Raw genomic sequence first — 17,995 nt, forward strand, 5'->3', positions numbered from 1 at the left:
ATCAGGCGGACAGACGGGCGCGACCCTTGCTGCGGCGGGTCGCGAGAATCGCGCGGCCGGCACGGGTGCGCATACGCAGCCGGAAGCCGTGGGTCTTGGCGCGACGACGGTTGTTCGGCTGGAAGGTGCGCTTGCTCACTCGGGGGCTCCAGAAAGAATCGGGGTTGGCGGGGTGCCGTCCTGGCTGTCACCGTGCGCCCACGAGTAGCTCGCGTTACGCCCGAGTGCACCGCTTTTCGATCACCTTGGACGTGACCTGTGCCCATCGGAGGCAGGCGGCAGCAGCCATCGACAACTCGACCTGGTTACGGTACGTGGGACTGCGCCATTCGGTCAAACCAGCGGTGACCGGGAGACACTTGTCCACAGGCTGGGGACAACAACTTGAACCCTACCGGCCACGCTGACTACCGTGACTGGACTCCGATTCGTTCCCTTATCCCTGCCCCACCCGAGTTTCATCCCGACCCGTCCCCGAATCACACCTTCGAGGGACTCGTGAGAGAGCGTGCCCTGTGGCTGACGTACCTGCCGATCTTGCCGCAGTGTGGCCACGCGTACTGGAGCAACTCCTCGGGGACAGCCGCGGGCAGGGTGTCGAGTCCAAGGACGAGCACTGGATCCGGCGCTGCCAGCCCCTCGCGCTGGTCGCCGACACCGCCCTGCTCGCCGTACCGAACGAATTTGCGAAGGGCGTACTGGAGGGCCGCCTCGCCCCGGTCGTCAGCGAGACACTGAGCCGCGAATGCGGCCGCCCCATCCGCATCGCGATCACCGTCGACGACACCGCCGGCGAACCCGCGCCCGCCACGCCCACCCCCGCTCCTCAATCACCCCCCGCCCGCCCCCAGCCCCGCTACGAGGAGCCCGAGCTCCCCGCACCCGGCCACGGCCAGGGCGGCCGCGACGACTACGAGGGATACGGACGCCACCGCGGCGACCAGCTGCCCACCGCCCGCCCCGCCTACCCGCAGGAGTACCAGCGCCCCGAGCCCGGCTCCTGGCCCCGCCCCACGCAGCAGGACGACTACGGCTGGCAGCAGCAGCGCCTGGGCTTCCCGGAGCGCGACCCGTACGCATCGCCACCCCAGGACGGCTACGACCAGGAGCCGTACCCACAGGACACGTACGGACAGAACTACCGTCCGCAGCCCCCGGAGCGCCCGTCGTACGACACGCAGCACGGCGACTACAAGCGCGGCGACTACAAACGGGACGACTACGACCGCGGCGGCGAGTACGAGCCGCGTGACTACGAACAGTCCCGCGGCGACCACGGCCAGCCGCGGCCCGACTACGAGCAGCAGCGCGCCGACTACGACCAGCAACGGCCGGACTACGAGCAGCAGCGCGGCGATTACGACCAGCGCGGCCCCCGCCGTGACCTCCCCGAGCCGCCGTCCGGCTCCGGCCCCCCCTCCGGACACGTGCACCGCGGCGGCCCCGTCGGCCCCGGACCCGCCACCGGCGCCCCCGGCCCCCTGGCAGCACAGCCGGCGCCGGCGACCGGACCCGGCGAGCCGACCGCACGCCTGAACCCGAAGTACCTCTTCGACACCTTCGTCATCGGAGCCTCCAACCGCTTCGCCCACGCCGCGGCCGTCGCCGTCGCCGAAGCACCCGCGAAGGCCTACAACCCGCTCTTCATCTACGGCGAGTCGGGACTGGGCAAGACTCACCTCCTGCACGCGATCGGGCACTACGCCCGCAGCCTCTACCCCGGCACGCGCGTGCGGTACGTGAGCTCCGAGGAGTTCACCAACGAGTTCATCAACTCCATCCGCGACGGCAAGGGCGACAGCTTCCGCAAGCGCTACCGCGAGATGGACATCCTGCTCGTCGACGACATCCAGTTCCTCGCGGACAAGGAGTCGACGCAGGAGGAGTTCTTCCACACCTTCAACACCCTCCACAACGCCAACAAGCAGATCGTGCTCTCCAGCGACCGGCCGCCCAAGCAACTGGTCACCCTGGAGGACCGGCTGCGGAACCGTTTCGAGTGGGGACTGATCACCGACGTCCAGCCGCCCGAGCTGGAGACGCGCATCGCGATCCTGCGCAAGAAGGCGGTGCAGGAGCAGCTCAACGCCCCGCCCGAGGTCCTGGAGTTCATCGCCTCCCGGATCTCGCGCAACATCCGCGAACTGGAGGGCGCGCTGATCCGGGTGACGGCGTTCGCGTCGCTCAACCGGCAGCCGGTCGACCTGGGCCTCACCGAGATCGTCCTCAAGGACCTGATCCCCGGCGGGGAGGACTCGACGCCGGAGATCACCTCGACGGCCATCATGAGCGAGACCGCCGACTACTTCGGCCTCACGGTGGAGGATCTGTGCGGCAGTTCACGCGGCCGCCAGCTGGTGACGGCGCGGCAGATCGCCATGTACCTGTGCCGTGAGCTGACGGACCTGTCCCTGCCGAAGATCGGCGCACTGTTCGGCGGCCGGGACCACACCACGGTGATGCACGCCGACCGCAAGATCCGCAATCTGATGGCCGAGCGGCGCTCCATCTACAACCAGGTGACCGAGCTGACCAACCGCATCAAGAACGGCTGAGCGCGGCCGGCACCGGCTCCTCGAAGGCGCCCTGGACACCCCCGGGGCGCCTTTTCCGTGCCCGCGGTTATCCGTGCCCGCGGACGCCTGTCACGGCGCCACCGACGGGTCCTCGCCGGGGCACCGGGGCCCTCGCCGGGGCACTGGCGGGCCCTCTCGCGGTCACCGACTGGTCCTCGCCCGGTCGCTGCGGCGACTCAGCCCGGTCACCGCGGCGACTCCGCTGTTCGATTACCTGCCGGGTTACGGCCGCTCTCCACAGATTCGGTCACTTTTTTCCGTCCACACCTTGGGGACTGGGAAGTTGTCCCGATCCTGTCCACAGGCCAGGCTGTTGAGGAACCATCAGGCCAGGTCAGCCGCCTGTGGATTCGTGGACGAACGATCTCCACAGCTTGTGGACAACGAGCCGGTCCACAAGCTGTGCATCGAGTTGTCCACGCACAACCCACAGGCAGCGGCCGGTTGTCCCCAGCGATCACCGGCTTCTCCACATGTCTGTCCACTGTTCGGCAACGCAACGCGCCCTCTCACCGCGTCGAGTGAAAGGCGTCACACAGAGGTGCCGAGGTGGGCTGTGGGAAACATCCGGAAACCTGGGGACGGCTCTGGGGAGAAGTCGGCCCTCCCTGTGCACGGAGTGTGCAGAACTTTCTGTTCTCCACAGATACGCCCGGTTGTCCACCGGCTCCGCCCACAGGCCCCGTGGACAAAATCCCTGCCCTGACCTGGGAAAACGAGGTTATCCACGGTATCCACAGGCCCTACTACTACTCCCGACTACAGAGAGAGCGGAATTCGTTTCGAAGCGGGGCCTGTGCACAACTCGCCCTCTCGAGCCCGACCGCCCCTCGTCACGACTTGACCCCGAAGGGCACCTACTGTCAGTGGGGTGCGTCAGACTGTTCTCCGGTGTCCTGCCCCGAACGGGGAGCGACGACACCGAGTCAGACGACGAAGCCAGGCAGGGCGAGAAGCGCCGGCAACAGCAGGAGGCGGCAACAGTGAAGATCCGGGTGGAACGCGACGTACTCGCGGAGGCAGTCGCCTGGGCGGCTCGCAGTCTCCCGGCCCGTCCGCCGGCGCCGGTCCTCGCGGGCCTGCTGCTGAAGGCCGAGGAGGGACAGCTGAGCCTGTCCAGCTTCGACTACGAGGTCTCGGCGCGGGTGTCCGTGGAGGCCGAGATCGAGGAGGAGGGCACGGTCCTCGTCTCCGGCCGCCTGCTCGCCGACATCTCCCGGGCCCTCCCCAACCGGCCGGTGGAGATTTCCACAGACGGTGTACGGGCGACGGTGGTCTGCGGCTCCTCGCGGTTCACCCTCCACACCCTGCCGGTGGAGGAGTACCCGGCGCTGCCGCAGATGCCGGAGGCCACCGGCACGGTCCCCGGCGAGGTCTTCGCCTCGGCCGTGCAGCAGGTGGCGATCGCCGCGGGCCGCGACGACACGCTGCCGGTGCTCACCGGTGTGCGCATCGAGATCGAGGGCGACTCGGTGACGCTGGCCTCCACCGACCGCTACCGCTTCGCGGTCCGCGAGTTCCTGTGGAAGCCGGAGAACCCGGAGGTCTCCGCGGTCGCCCTGGTGCCCGCCAAGACGCTCCAGGACACCGCCAAGGCGCTGACCAGCGGCGACCAGGTGATCCTGGCGCTGTCCGGCTCGGGCGCGGGCGAGGGCCTGATCGGCTTCGAGGGCGCGGGCCGCCGCACGACGACGCGTCTGCTGGAGGGCGACCTCCCGAAGTACAAGACGCTCTTCCCGACGGAGTTCAACAGCGTCGCCGTGATCGAGACCGCCCCCTTCGTGGAGGCCGTCAAGCGCGTGGCCCTGGTCGCCGAGCGCAACACCCCGGTGCGGCTCAGCTTCGAGCAGGGCGTGCTCATCCTGGAGGCCGGCTCCAGCGACGACGCACAGGCTGTGGAAAGGGTTGACGCGCAGCTGGAGGGCGACGACATCTCGATCGCCTTCAACCCCACGTTCCTGCTGGACGGCCTGAGCGCCATCGACTCCCCGGTGGCCCAGCTCTCCTTCACGACGTCCACGAAGCCGGCGCTGCTCAGCGGCAAGCCGGCCCTGGACGCCGAGGCGGACGAGGCCTACAAGTACCTGATCATGCCGGTGCGGTTGAGCGGCTGAGGACCCACGCCGGGTTGTCCACAGGCTGAGGACGGGCTCGGGACGAATCCGCAGGTGAGGGCGTACGTATGAGCGCGTACGCCCACAGCTGTGCACGGACGTCCGGGTTTAGGCTCGGGGCGGGTACGAAAGTGCCGCGGCACGCATCCGGCCGGCCCGGACGTGCCGTCCCGCCACCTCGCACACCTAAGGAACGCAACTGATGGAGCTCGGTCTCGTCGGCCTCGGCAAGATGGGCGGCAACATGCGCGAGCGGATCCGCCGCGCGGGCCACACCGTCGTCGGATACGACCGCAATCCCGACCTCGCCGACGTCCACAGCCTGGAAGAGCTCGTGGGCAAGCTCGAGGGCCCGCGCGTGGTCTGGGTGATGGTCCCGGCCGGTGAGGCCACCCAGGCCACGGTCGACCGGCTCGGCGAGCTGCTGGAGCCCGGTGACGTCGTCGTGGACGGCGGCAACTCCCGCTGGACGGACGACGAGAAGCACGCCGAGGAGCTGGCCGCCAAGGGCATAGGTTTCGTCGACTGCGGTGTCTCCGGCGGTGTGTGGGGCCTGGAGAACGGCTACGCGCTGATGTACGGCGGCGACGCGGAGAACGTGGCCAGGGTGCAGCCGGTCTTCGACGCCCTCAAGCCGGAGGGCGACTTCGGCGCCGTGCACGCCGGCAAGGTCGGCGCGGGCCACTTCGCGAAGATGGTCCACAACGGCATCGAGTACGCGATGATGCAGGCCTACGCCGAGGGCTGGGAGCTGCTGGAGAAGGTCGACTCCGTGGACAACGTCCGCGAGGTCTTCCGGTCCTGGCAGGAGGGCACGGTGATCCGGTCCTGGCTGCTGGACCTGGCGGTCAACGCCCTCGACGACGACGAGCACCTGGACGGTCTGCGCGGTTTCGCACAGGACTCCGGTGAGGGACGCTGGACCGTGGAGGCCGCGATCGACAACGCGGTGCCGCTGCCGGCGATCACCGCGTCGCTGTTCGCGCGGTTCGCGTCCCGGCAGGACGACTCGCCGCAGATGAAGATGATCGCCGCGCTGCGCAACCAGTTCGGCGGGCACGCGGTCGAGAAGAAGTAGCGAAAGGCTGGGAGGTCGGCGCACGACCATGCACGTCACGCATCTGTCGCTGGCCGACTTCCGTTCGTACGCCCGGGTCGAGGTCCCGCTGGACCCGGGCGTCACGGCCTTCGTCGGCCCGAACGGGCAGGGGAAGACCAATCTCGTCGAGGCGGTCGGCTATCTCGCCACCCTCGGCAGCCATCGGGTCTCCTCCGACGCACCCCTGGTCCGCATGGGCGCCGAGCGTGCCGTGGTCCGCGCTCAGGTACGGCAGGGCGAGCGGCAGCAGCTGATCGAGCTGGAGCTGAACCCGGGCAGGGCCAACCGGGCCCGCATCAACCGGTCCTCGCAGGTCAGACCCCGTGACGTGCTCGGCATCGTCCGTACCGTGCTGTTCGCGCCCGAGGACCTCGCCCTGGTCAAGGGCGACCCAGGGGAGCGGCGCCGCTTCCTGGACGAGCTGATCACCGCCCGTTCCCCGCGGATGGCGGGGGTGCGTTCCGACTACGACCGGGTGCTCAAGCAGCGCAACACGCTGCTGAAGTCGGCCGCGCTGGCGCGTCGGCACGGCGGGCGCACGATGGACCTGTCCACGCTGGACGTCTGGGACCAGCACCTCGCGCGCGCGGGCGCCGAGCTGCTGGCGCAGCGCCTGGACCTGATCGCCGCGGTGCAGCCGCTGGCCGACAAGGCGTACGAGCAGCTGGCGCCGGGCGGCGGTCCCGTCGCGCTGGAGTACAAGCCGTCGGCGCCCGGTGAGGCGCACACGCGTGAGGATCTGTACGAGCAGCTGATGGGCGCGCTCGCCGAGGCCCGCAAGCAGGAGATCGAGCGGGGCGTCACTCTGGTGGGGCCGCACCGGGACGATGTGCTGCTGAAGCTCGGGTCGCTGCCCGCCAAGGGATACGCCTCCCACGGGGAGTCCTGGTCGTACGCGCTGGCGTTGCGTCTCGCGTCGTTCGATCTGCTGCGGGCGGAGGGCAACGAGCCCGTTCTGGTCCTGGACGACGTGTTCGCCGAGTTGGACGCGCGGCGCCGTGAGCGGCTGGCGGAGCTGGTGGCGCCCGGCGAGCAGGTGCTGGTGACGGCCGCGGTCGACGACGACGTGCCGGGTGTGCTTGCGGGCGCACGGTTCTCGGTCGCGGAGGGGACGGTGGAGCGCGTATGAGCTTGGACGGACCGGCCCCCGGAAAGACTTCCGGCTCGGACGGACCGGCCCCCGGAAAGACCTCCGGCGCGGGCGGCGAAGGGCCCGAGCCGTCGGGTGTCGATCTCGCCCGCGTCGCGCTGAGGGCGGCGCGCGAGGCGGCACGCGCGCGTGGGGATGCCGCGCTTCAGAAGAAGCAGGCGCGGCGCGGTGGGCTGCGCTCCGGTGCGCGCGCCGACGGGCGTGATCCCATGGCGCTCGGGTCGGCGATCAACCGCCTGATCACCGAGCGCGGCTGGGAGACGCCGGCCGCGGTGGGCGGTGTGATGGGGCGGTGGCCGCAGATCGTCGGTGAGGACGTGGCGAAGCACTGTGTGCCGGAGCGGTACGACGAGGACGAGCGGGTGCTGGTGGTCCGCTGCGACTCGACGGCCTGGGCGACGAACCTGCGGTTGCTGGCGCCGACGCTGGTGGCCCGTCTCAACGAGGATCTCGGGCACGGGTCGGTGCGGATGATCAAGGTGCTCGGTCCCGGGGGTCCCGCGGGCGCCGGCCGTCGGTACGGTCCGTTGCGCGCGCCCGGCAGCCGGGGGCCCGGGGACACCTACGGGTGACCCTGGCCAAGGCCTGGGGAGGGCTCTGACAGCCCGTCAGCAGCAGGTGATGTACCTCACATAATTGGGCGTCAACGGTCGGTGTGGACCTTCGGCGTCCGCTTCGTCGTACCGCCGCACACGGTCGCGCATCACGATCTGACTCCCAAGTAGCCAAGGGTTGACGTCCGGAAGCGCTGAGTGCCGCCGTGAGCCTCTTGAGGCCCCCTTCCGCATATCGGGAGTCGGACGAGCCCGGTTCAGGGCGGCACATGCGGACTCAGGTACCGGCAAACCCCCATCAGTGTCAGTGCTACCGGTAGAATGGAAGACAATCCCGCCCCGATCGTGGGGACCGTCCGGGACTAGCTGAGCAACGCTGATCAAGGCTTACCAACGCAACATGCCGCAGCCGCTCCGGCAACCTGCCGACGAGCCCGGCTCGTGCTGTGCCAGAAAGGGCGCTTCGTGGCCGATTCCGGCAACCCCAACGAGAACAACCCGTCCACCGACACCGGCGTGAACGACGTGGTGCACGCGTCGGGCGACGAGGCAGCCGCCTCGTACGACGCCAGTGCCATCACCGTGCTCGAGGGTCTGGACGCGGTCCGCAAGCGACCCGGTATGTACATCGGCTCGACCGGTGAACGCGGCCTGCACCACCTGGTGCAGGAGGTCGTGGACAACTCCGTCGACGAGGCGCTGGCCGGTCACGCGGACACGATCGACGTCACGATCCTCGCCGACGGTGGTGTCCGGGTCGTCGACAACGGCCGCGGCATCCCGGTGGGCATCGTCCCCTCCGAGGGGAAGCCGGCCGTCGAGGTCGTGCTGACCGTGCTGCACGCGGGCGGCAAGTTCGGCGGCGGCGGCTACGCGGTCTCCGGTGGTCTGCACGGCGTGGGTGTCTCCGTCGTCAACGCCCTGTCCACGCGGGTCGCGGTGGAGGTCAAGACCGACGGCTACCGCTGGACCCAGGAGTACAAGCTGGGTGTCCCCACGGCGTCGCTCGCCCGGCACGAGGCCACCGAGGAGACCGGCACGTCGGTCACCTTCTGGGCCGACGGCGACATCTTCGAGACGACCGAGTACTCCTTCGAGACGCTGTCCCGGCGCTTCCAGGAGATGGCCTTCCTCAACAAGGGCCTGCGGATCAACCTCACCGACGAGCGCGAGTCCGCGATGGCGACCGCCGGTGCGGACGAGGCGGGCGAGGACGAGAAGCACGAGGTCAAGAGCGTCTCGTACCACTACGAGGGCGGCATCGTCGACTTCGTGAAGTACCTCAACTCCCGCAAGGGAGAGCTGGTGCACCCGACCGTGATCGACCTCGAGGCCGAGGACAAGGACAAGAACCTGTCCCTCGAGATCGCCATGCAGTGGAACGGCGGCTACACCGAGGGTGTGTACTCGTTCGCCAACATCATCCACACGCACGAGGGCGGTACGCACGAGGAGGGCTTCCGCGCGGCGCTGACCTCGCTGATCAACAAGTACGCGCGCGACAAGAAGCTGCTGCGCGAGAAGGACGACAACCTCACGGGTGACGACATCCGCGAGGGTCTGACCGCGATCATCTCGGTGAAGCTGAGCGAGCCCCAGTTCGAGGGCCAGACCAAGACGAAGCTGGGCAACACCGAGGTGAAGACCTTCGTCCAGAAGATCGTCTACGAGCACCTGACGGACTGGCTCGACCGCAATCCGAACGAGGCCGCGGACATCATCCGCAAGGGCATCCAGGCGGCCTACGCGCGCGTCGCGGCCCGCAAGGCCCGTGACCTGACGCGCCGCAAGGGCCTGCTGGAGACGGCGTCGCTGCCGGGCAAGCTGTCCGACTGCCAGTCGAACGACCCGACCAAGTGCGAGATCTTCATCGTCGAGGGCGACTCCGCCGGCGGCTCGGCCAAGTCCGGCCGCAACCCGCAGTACCAGGCGATCCTCCCGATCCGCGGCAAGATCCTCAACGTCGAGAAGGCGCGCATCGACCGGATCCTGCAGAACCAGGAGATCCAGGCGATGATCTCCGCGTTCGGCACGGGCGTGCACGAGGACTTCGACATCGAGAAGCTCCGCTATCACAAGATCATCTTGATGGCGGACGCCGACGTCGACGGCCAGCACATCAACACCCTGCTGCTGACCTTCCTGTTCCGCTTCATGCGGCCGCTGGTCGAGGCCGGGCACGTGTACCTCTCCCGTCCGCCGCTCTACAAGATCAAGTGGGGCCGGGACGACTTCGAGTACGCGTACTCGGACCGCGAGCGCGACGCGCTGATCGAGATGGGCCGCCAGGCCGGCAAGCGCATCCGCGAGGACTCCGTGCAGCGCTTCAAGGGCCTCGGCGAGATGAACGCCGAGGAGCTGCGCATCACGACCATGGACCAGGAGCACCGCGTGCTCGGCCAGGTCACGCTCGACGACGCCGCGCAGGCCGACGACCTGTTCTCGGTGCTGATGGGCGAGGACGTCGAGGCCCGGCGCGCGTTCATCCAGCGCAACGCCAAGGACGTCCGCTTCCTCGACATCTGAGTCGGTCTCAGCTGACCGCACCAGGAAGGACCTTCACCAGCAATGACCGACGAGAACACCCCTGTGACGACGCCCGAGGGTGACGCCCTCGCCATGCGTGTCGAGCCCGTCGGGCTCGAGACGGAGATGCAGCGCTCGTACCTCGACTACGCGATGTCCGTCATCGTCTCGCGTGCGCTGCCCGACGTCCGCGACGGCCTCAAGCCCGTCCACCGGCGCGTGCTGTACGCGATGTACGACGGCGGCTACCGGCCCGAGCGCGGCTTCTACAAGTGCGCCCGCGTCGTCGGCGACGTCATGGGCAACTACCACCCGCACGGCGACTCCTCCATCTACGACGCCCTGGTCCGCCTCGCCCAGTCCTGGTCGATGCGGATGCCGCTGGTGGACTCCAACGGCAACTTCGGCTCGCCGGGCAACGACCCGGCGGCGGCCATGCGGTACACCGAGTGCAAGATGGCGCCGCTGTCGATGGAGATGGTCCGCGACATCGACGAGGAGACCGTCGACTTCACGGACAACTACGACGGCCGCTCCCAGGAGCCGACCGTCCTGCCGGCCCGCTTCCCGAACCTGCTGATCAACGGCTCGGCGGGCATCGCGGTCGGCATGGCGACCAACATCCCGCCGCACAACCTGCGCGAGGTCGCGGCCGGCGCCCAGTGGTACCTGGAGAACTACGAGGCCTCCCACGAGGAGCTGCTGGACGCGCTGATCGAGCGCATCAAGGGCCCCGACTTCCCGACCGGTGCCCTGGTGGTGGGCCGCAAGGGCATCGAGGAGGCCTACCGCACCGGGCGCGGCTCGATCACCATGCGCGCGGTCGTCGAGGTCGAGGAGATCCAGAACCGCCAGTGCCTGGTGGTCACCGAGCTGCCCTACCAGGTCAACCCGGACAACCTCGCGCAGAAGATCGCCGACCTGGTGAAGGACGGCAAGATCGGCGGCATCGCCGACGTCCGCGACGAGACGTCCTCGCGCACCGGCCAGCGCCTGGTCATCGTCCTCAAGCGGGACGCGGTCGCCAAGGTCGTGCTGAACAACCTGTACAAGCACACCGACCTGCAGACCAACTTCGGCGCCAACATGCTGGCCCTGGTCGACGGCGTGCCGCGCACCCTGTCCCTGGACGCGTTCATCCGCCACTGGGTGAACCACCAGATCGAGGTCATCGTCCGGCGGACGAAGTTCCGGCTGCGCAAGGCGGAGGAACGGGCGCACATCCTGCGCGGCCTGCTCAAGGCCCTGGACGCCATCGACGAGGTCATCGCGCTGATCAGGCGCAGTGAGACCGTCGAGATCGCGCGCGGGGGCCTGATGGACCTCCTGGAGATCGACGAGATCCAGGCCAACGCGATCCTGGAGATGCAGCTGCGTCGCCTGGCGGCCCTGGAGCGGCAGAAGATCGTCCGGGAGCACGACGAGCTGCAGGCGAAGATCAACGAGTACAACGAGATCCTCGCCTCGCCCGTCCGCCAGCGCGGGATCGTCAGCGAGGAGCTGACCGCGCTCGTCGAGAAGTACGGCGACGACCGCAAGACGAAGCTGATCCCCTACGAGGGCGACATGTCCATCGAGGACCTGATCGCCGAGGAGGACATCGTCGTCACGGTCACCCGGGGCGGCTACATCAAGCGCACCAAGACCGACGACTACCGGGCGCAGAAGCGCGGCGGCAAGGGCGTGCGCGGCACGAAGCTCAAGGAAGACGACATCGTCAACCACTTCTTCGTGTCCACCACCCACCACTGGCTGCTGTTCTTCACCAACAAGGGCCGGGTCTACCGGGCCAAGGCCTACGAGCTGCCCGACGCCGGCCGGGACGCGCGCGGCCAGCACGTGGCGAACCTGCTGGCCTTCCAGCCGGACGAGACGATCGCCCAGATCCGCGCGATCCGCGACTACGAGGCGGTGCCGTACCTGGTCCTGGCCACCAAGGCGGGCCTGGTGAAGAAGACGCCGCTGAAGGACTACGACTCGCCGCGCTCGGGCGGTGTCATCGCCATCAACCTGCGGGAGCAGCCGGACGGCAGTGACGACGAACTGATCGGAGCCGAACTGGTCTCGGCCGAGGACGATCTGCTGCTGATCAGCAAGAAGGCGCAGTCGATCAGGTTCACCGCCTCGGACGACACACTGCGTCCGATGGGCCGTGCCACCTCGGGCGTCAAGGGCATGAGTTTCCGCGAAGGGGACGAGCTGCTCTCGATGAATGTTGTTCGAGCCGGTACGTTCGTGTTCACTGCCACCGACGGCGGTTACGCGAAGCGGACCTCCGTCGACGAGTACCGCGTCCAGGGCCGCGGCGGCCTGGGCATCAAGGCTGCCAAGATCGTCGAGGACCGCGGGTCGCTCGTGGGCGCGCTGGTGGTCGAGGAGCACGACGAGATCCTCGCCATCACACTCTCGGGCGGTGTGATTCGTACGCGAGTCAGCGGGGTCAGGGAGACGGGCCGTGACACCATGGGCGTCCAACTGATCAATCTGGGCAAGCGCGATGCCGTGGTCGGCATCGCACGCAACGCCGAGGCGGGACGCGAGGCGGAGGAGGTCGACGGCGACGTGGTCGTCGACGAGACCGCCGAGGGTGCCGCGACCACCGGCACGGACGAGGGTGAGGCGCCCTCGGCCGAGTAGCACGAGGAGAGAGTCATCGTGAGCGGAGCCACGGGCGCCGGATCGGCCGGTACCTCCAGGGGTACGGAAACGGACGGGGGCGGCCGTGGCTCCGCCACGCGTGCGGCGGATCCGCACACGACTCAACTGCGCAAGATCGAAGACGGAGCGACCGACTCGCACTCGGGCAGCTCGTCCAAGACGCATTCCCAGGGGGGAACTGTGACGGACACCCGGGGCCAGCAGACCCAGCAGGCGGCCTCGCCGCTGCCGGGGGAACGGCAGCCCCAGCAGCCCGGCGGGCCGTACCACCCGCCGCAGGCCTACCAGACCCAGGGCGGCAACGCCGCCGCCGTGCGCCGCCCGCGCACCGGCGCCCGCACCGCGCCCCGCGTCCGCAAGGCTCGCCTGCGCGTGGCCAAGGCGGACCCGTGGTCGGTGATGAAGGTCAGCTTCCTGCTCTCCATCGCGCTCGGCATCTGCACGATCGTCGCGTCCGCCGTGCTGTGGATGGTCATGGACGCCATGGGCGTCTTCTCGACCGTCGGCGGCACGATCTCCGAGGCGACCGGCTCCAACGAGTCCAACGGCTTCGACCTGCAGTCCTTCCTGTCGCTGCCCAACGTGCTGCTGTTCACCACGGTCATCGCGGTCATCGACGTCGTCCTCGCCACCGCCCTGGCCACGCTCGGCGCGTTCATCTACAACCTGTCGGCCGGCTTCGTCGGCGGTGTGGAGCTGACGCTCGCCGAGGACGAGTGACCGTCGCTCTCCGGCCTGGGGCCAACCGATTTTGGGACTGCCCGCCTCGTGCGCTAATCTTCAGGAGTCAGCGCGCGGGACACACACCGCAGAGCGCGGCGGGGCTATAGCTCAGTTGGTTAGAGCGCATCCCTGATAAGGATGAGGCCACAGGTTCAAATCCTGTTAGCCCCACCAGCACAAAGACCCCCAGTCGGATTCGGCTGGGGGTCTGCTGCGTTCAGGGCCCGGCCGCCGGCGACGGGGGATGCGCCGGCGGCCGGGCTGTGGGTCAGGCTAACAAGGGCGGACGGGGTGCGGGAAGCATTCACCGATCGCACGGTGGTTCGTAGGAGAGCCGGGGCAGGTACTCGTGCCACTTCTCCTCGGTCAGCACGCCCCGGGTCGCCGAGCAGATGCGGTCGATGGCGTCGTCCACGTCCAGGTTCCACAGGCGGACGCTGTCCGTGCCGCTCGACACCCCGAGCATGTGCCGCACCGGGCTGAAGGACAGGAAGCCGCCCGTCTTGGCGTTGGGGCTCATCGCCTCGCCGATCGGAGCGGCCTCGGCGGGTGTGCGGGTGTCCCAGAGGCGGACCGTGTTGTCGTTGGCGCCGCTGGCCAGGGTGGCGCCGTCCCGGCTGAAGGTCAGCGACACCACCGAGTCGGTGTGGCCGGTCAGCGGCTCGCCGGCGGGCACGGGGCGGCCCGGGTCGGTGACGTCCCAGACGCGGACCGCGCCGTCGTCGCTGCCGCTGGCCAGGGTGTGGCCGTCCGGGCTGTAGGCGAGGGCGTTGACGGGCCCGAGGTGGCCGGTGCGGGAGACACCGCGGGCGGTGGCGTGCGCGGGGTCGGTGACGTCCCAGAGCCGTACGGTGTCGTCCGCGCCGCCGCTGGCGAGGGTGCGGCCGTCGGGGCTGAAGTCGAGGGTGTTGACGTAGCCGGTGTGACCGGTGAGCGGGTCGCCGAGCGGGCGGGGACGGGACGGGTCCTCGGTGTTCCACAGCTGGACGCCGCGATCGTCCTGGGCGGTGGCCAGGGTGTGGCCGTCCGGGCCGAAGGCCAGGGTGTCGGGGCCCGCGTAGCGGTTGCGCAGCGCGACCGGCGGGCCGTGGGCGGTGGGCCGGGCCGGGTCGCTGACGTCCCACAGCTGCATGGCGCGGCTGCCCGCCAGTACGGCGAGGGTGCCGCCGTCCGGGGAGAACACCAGGGAACGGATGTCGCCCTCGCCCGGCCTGAAGGGCTCGCTCACGGGCACCGGCCGGGCGGGATCGCTGACGTCCCACAGCCGGACCCGCCCGTCGCGGGCGGCGGTGGCCAGCACGTGACCGTCCGGGCGGAACGCCCCGATGCGGCCGATCATGTCCGAGGTGGGCAGGGACCACAGACGGACCTTGCTGTCGCCGCTGCCGGTGGCGAGGGTGCGCCCGTCCGGGCTGAACCCCAGGGCGTACATCTCCCCGCTGCTGCCCGCCAGCGGCACGCCGATCTGCGAGGGGTAGGCCGGGTCGCTGACGTTCCACAGGATCGCCGTGCTGTCCGCGCTGCTCGAGGCGAGCATGTCGCCGTCGGGGCTGAAGGCCACGGACCAGACGGGACCGGTGTGCCCGGTCAGCGGCGAGCCGATCCGCGAGGCGTCGTGCGGGTCGGTGACGTCCCACAGCCGTACGGTGTCGTCGGCGCTGCCGCTGGCGAGGGTGCGGCCGTCGGGGCTGAAGGCGACGGAGTGGATCAGGCCGGTGTGGCCGGTCAGCGGCGTGCCGATCCGGGACGCGTCGTGCGGGTCGGTGACGTCCCACAGGTGGACCGTCTCGTCGTCGCCGCCGACCGCCAGCGTCCGCCCGTCGGGGCTGAACGCCACCGAGCGCACCGCCGCGCCGGCGCCCGTCAGGGTGCCCAGTGCCCCGGGCCGGCCCGGGTCGGTCACGTCCCACAGTCGTACGGCGTGATCGTCGTGGGCGGAGGCGAGGGTGCGCCCGTCCGGGCTGAAGTCGAGCAGGTAGACGGTGCCACCGCGACCGGGCAGCGGGCCGCCGAGCGGGCGCGGGTCGCCGGGCTCCGACACGTCCCACAACCGGATCGTGCCGTCGTCCGAGGCGCTGGCCAGCGTGCGGCCGTCCGGACTGAACACCGCGGTGCTCACCCAGCTGGTGTGACCGGTGAGGGGCTCGCCCAGCGGTTCGGGACGGGCCGGGTCCGACACGTCCCACAGCCGTACGGTCCGGTCGTAGCTGGCCGTCGCCAGGGTCCGGCCGTCCGGGCTGAAGGACGTCAGGTAGACGGCGCCCGTGTGGCCGAGGAGCGGCGTGGCCAAGGGCGCGTTCACGATCGAGATCAGGCGGTTGCGCACGTCCGCGTCGTCCGGGCGCAGGCGGTGGGCCGCGAGGTCCAGCTGCGCCGACAGCGACGGGTCCGTGTACTGGACGCGGTCCGCCTCGGCGACCACCTGCTCGAACACCGCGTCGTTGCGCTGCTGCCAGGCCAGCACCGCCGAACCGACCGCGAGCAGCGCCAGGACGACCAGGGACGACACCGCGGCACGCCTGATCACGACGGTGCGCCTGCGCAGCCTGACCGCGGCGGCCAGGAAGTCCACCGCGCCGCGGGTCAGGAAGGTGCCGTCGGCCGACTCCGCCCAGCCGCGGGCCTGCTCGAGCCGGGAGCCCCGGTAGAGCAGCGAGGTGTCGCGGTCCGACTCCTCCCAGGCCCGGCCGTCCTCCTCCAGCCGCTGCCGCAGCAGGTTGCCGGCCCGGTCCTCGTCGATCCAGTCGCGCAGGCGCGGCCAGGCGTGCAGCAGCGCCTCGTGGGTGATCTCCACGGTCTCCGCGTCAAGGGTCACCAGCCGGGCGCGGGCCAGCGCCTCCAGGGACTCCTCGGTCTTGCCGGGGTCCCGGGACTCCTCCGCCAGCCGGCGCCGGGTGCCCCGTCTGCGGGTGGCCTGGGTGTCCTCGCTCACCCGGACCAGCCGGAGCAGCAGCAGCCGCGCGGCCGCGCGGGCCGCCGGGTCCAGGTCCGACCAGGCCCGCTCGGCGGTCGCCGCCACCGCCCCCTGGATGCCGCCGGCCGCGCGGTAGCCGGCCAGCGTCAGCCGGCCCGCCTTGCGGCGCTGCCAGGTGGCGAGCAGGGCGTGGGACAGGAGCGGCAGCACACCCGCGTCGTGCGCGCCGCCCGGGCCGTCCGTGCCGACCTCACGGGTGATCAGCTCGGCCAGTCCCGGTTCGAGCTCCATGCCCACGGCCCTGGCCGGTCCGGTCACCGCCTCGCGCAGTTCCGCGGTGGTCAGCGGCCCGAGCACCATGTGCCGGTGCTGGAGCGCGTCGGCCAGCTCGGGGTGGCGCAGGCACTGCTCGTAGAAGTCGGCGCGCACGCCCAGGGCGACCAGCAGGGGCGCCGGGTCGTCCGGGCCGCCGGGCGTGCACGCGGCCTGGAGGATCCGGATGAACGCGCGCCGCTCCCACTCGTCGGCGCAGAGGGTGAAGACCTCTTCGAACTGGTCCACGATCAGGACGGGGCGGGGCGGATCGGCCGGGCGGGCGGGATCGGCCGAAGTGCCGGGCGTGGTCGTGGCCGCCGGTGTGCCCGAGGGGTCCGGCGCGGTCGGTGGGACCGCTGCCGCCGCCCCGTCGCCGGTGGCCCAGGCGGCGAAGGCCCTTCTGGCCGCGCGCGCGAATCCCGGGTCGTCCGGTTCCGCCGGCCGCGCCCGGTCGGCGGCGGCCACGGAAGCGAGCCCGGGTATGCGGCGGCACAGTTCCCCCAGCGGACCGGCTCCCGGTACGAGCTGGAGCACCTCCCTCGGCGGCCCCGTGTCGCCGTCCGGCCCGCCGTCGCGCAAGGCGGGCACCAGACCCGCGTTGAGCAGGGAGGACTTCCCCGCCCCCGAGGCGCCCACGAGCATCACCAGGCCGCCGGTGCCCTCCGCCGCGCGCAGCTGGGCGACGAGCGCGGCCGTGCTCCGCTCACGCCCGAAGAACCAGCCGGCGTCCTGCTGCCGGTAGGCGGCCAGCCCCCGGTAGGGGCAGACGCCGCCCGGGGCCCGGTCGGGTGCGGCGCCCTCCTCGTCGCCCGTGGCCGGCGCCGGGCGCTCACCGGTCGGGTCGGCCACCGCTCGCTCCCACAGCCGCTGCCACTGGGTCAGGTCGTACAGGCCCGCGGCGACCGGCTCGGGCCGCGCGCGCCGTGCCTGGGGGATGAGGACGTGCAGTACCGCGGCGAGGGCGGGGAACTGGGCGGGGACGTTCTTGGCCCGCCGCCAGTCGCTGATCCGCTGGGCGGAGACCCGTACGGGCCGCCCTCGTTCGTCGACGCGCTGGAGCCGGACGACCGCTTCGGAGACGCGTTTGAGGGGAGGGTTGCCGGCCTCCCGGTACAGCAGTGCGAGACGTTCGGCGAAGGCCGTGCGTGCCCCTGAGTCGGAACTCAAGGCCTCCACTCCTTACTTCCCCCGCACTTGGACGTCCGGACCGGAAAACTCACTCTATACGCCTGACCTGCGGCTACGTCAGTGTTGTGACGCCACGGCCTCCTCGCGGGCGACCGCAGCTGGCAGGATCGCGTCGCGGTGCCGAGTCGGCCGGCCGACACCAGGACAGGTCAGCGGCCCGGCGTTCCCGGCAGCCGCC

General features: G+C 70.4%; 10 protein-coding genes and 1 tRNA gene. 9 read left to right on the top strand and 2 right to left on the bottom strand.

The window, feature by feature from the left end; translation table 11 throughout:
• Position 1: 1 nt before the first annotated feature.
• Positions 2-139 (bottom strand): 50S ribosomal protein L34, encoded by a 138-nt coding sequence (rpmH, locus tag AMK11_RS11960; RefSeq protein WP_003975051.1) that lies wholly within the window; start codon positions 137-139, stop codon positions 2-4.
• Positions 140-515: 376 nt separating this feature from the next.
• Here rpmH and dnaA point away from each other — a divergent pair, with 376 nt between their 5' ends.
• The 9 genes from dnaA (at position 516) to AMK11_RS12010 (ending at position 13,574) form a co-directional block, all read left to right on the top strand.
• Positions 516-2,555 (top strand): chromosomal replication initiator protein DnaA, encoded by a 2,040-nt coding sequence (gene dnaA / locus AMK11_RS11965; RefSeq protein WP_073726115.1) that lies wholly within the window; start codon positions 516-518, stop codon positions 2,553-2,555.
• A gap of 1,004 nt (positions 2,556-3,559) precedes the next feature.
• Positions 3,560-4,690: a DNA polymerase III subunit beta gene (gene dnaN / locus AMK11_RS11975; protein WP_043382592.1), complete on the top strand. Its 1,131-nt coding sequence runs from the start codon at positions 3,560-3,562 to the stop codon at positions 4,688-4,690.
• Between the two features lie 202 nt (positions 4,691-4,892).
• Complete coding sequence (gene gnd, locus AMK11_RS11980) at positions 4,893-5,768, top strand: phosphogluconate dehydrogenase (NAD(+)-dependent, decarboxylating) (RefSeq protein WP_073726117.1); 876 nt, start codon at positions 4,893-4,895, stop codon at positions 5,766-5,768.
• 28 nt (positions 5,769-5,796) lie between these two features.
• Entirely contained in the window at positions 5,797-6,918 is a 1,122-nt protein-coding gene (recF, locus tag AMK11_RS11985) for a DNA replication/repair protein RecF (RefSeq protein ID WP_073726119.1), read from the top strand.
• Positions 6,915-7,511, top strand: a complete 597-nt coding sequence (locus AMK11_RS11990) for a DUF721 domain-containing protein (protein WP_073726121.1) — start codon at positions 6,915-6,917, stop codon at positions 7,509-7,511. The genes recF and AMK11_RS11990 overlap by 4 nt, the downstream gene beginning before the upstream one ends.
• Positions 7,512-7,958: 447 nt before the next feature.
• Positions 7,959-10,019, top strand: a complete 2,061-nt coding sequence (gene gyrB / locus AMK11_RS11995; RefSeq protein ID WP_198941343.1) for a DNA topoisomerase (ATP-hydrolyzing) subunit B — start codon at positions 7,959-7,961, stop codon at positions 10,017-10,019.
• 42 nt (positions 10,020-10,061) lie between these two features.
• Positions 10,062-12,656 carry a DNA gyrase subunit A gene (gene gyrA, locus AMK11_RS12000; protein ID WP_073726124.1) on the top strand — a complete coding sequence of 865 codons (2,595 nt, stop codon included), beginning with the start codon at positions 10,062-10,064 and terminating at the stop codon, positions 12,654-12,656.
• A gap of 18 nt (positions 12,657-12,674) precedes the next feature.
• Positions 12,675-13,397 carry a DUF3566 domain-containing protein gene (locus AMK11_RS12005; protein WP_073726126.1) on the top strand — a complete coding sequence of 241 codons (723 nt, stop codon included), beginning with the start codon at positions 12,675-12,677 and terminating at the stop codon, positions 13,395-13,397.
• Positions 13,398-13,497: 100 nt separating this feature from the next.
• Positions 13,498-13,574, top strand: a tRNA-Ile gene (locus AMK11_RS12010).
• Positions 13,575-13,704: 130 nt separating this feature from the next.
• Here the strand turns inward: AMK11_RS12010 and AMK11_RS12015 are convergent.
• A complete protein-coding gene (locus AMK11_RS12015) occupies positions 13,705-17,805 on the bottom strand; it encodes an nSTAND1 domain-containing NTPase (RefSeq protein WP_073726128.1) in 4,101 nt (1,366 codons plus the stop codon).
• Positions 17,806-17,995 lie beyond the last annotated feature (190 nt).

It is taken from the genome of Streptomyces sp. CB02414, from assembly GCF_001905385.1.
Lineage (GTDB): Bacteria > Actinomycetota > Actinomycetes > Streptomycetales > Streptomycetaceae > Streptomyces.

What these genes read in the sequence shown, in the direction of transcription:
- gyrA (WP_073726124.1), top strand. Translation starts at nt 10,062, where the DNA reads ATGACCGACGAGAACACCCCTGTGACGACGCCCGAGGGTGACGCCCTC.
- AMK11_RS11990 (WP_073726121.1), top strand. Translation starts at nt 6,915, where the DNA reads ATGAGCTTGGACGGACCGGCCCCCGGAAAGACTTCCGGCTCGGACGGA.
- gnd (WP_073726117.1), top strand. Translation starts at nt 4,893, where the DNA reads ATGGAGCTCGGTCTCGTCGGCCTCGGCAAGATGGGCGGCAACATGCGC.
- recF (WP_073726119.1), top strand. Translation starts at nt 5,797, where the DNA reads ATGCACGTCACGCATCTGTCGCTGGCCGACTTCCGTTCGTACGCCCGG.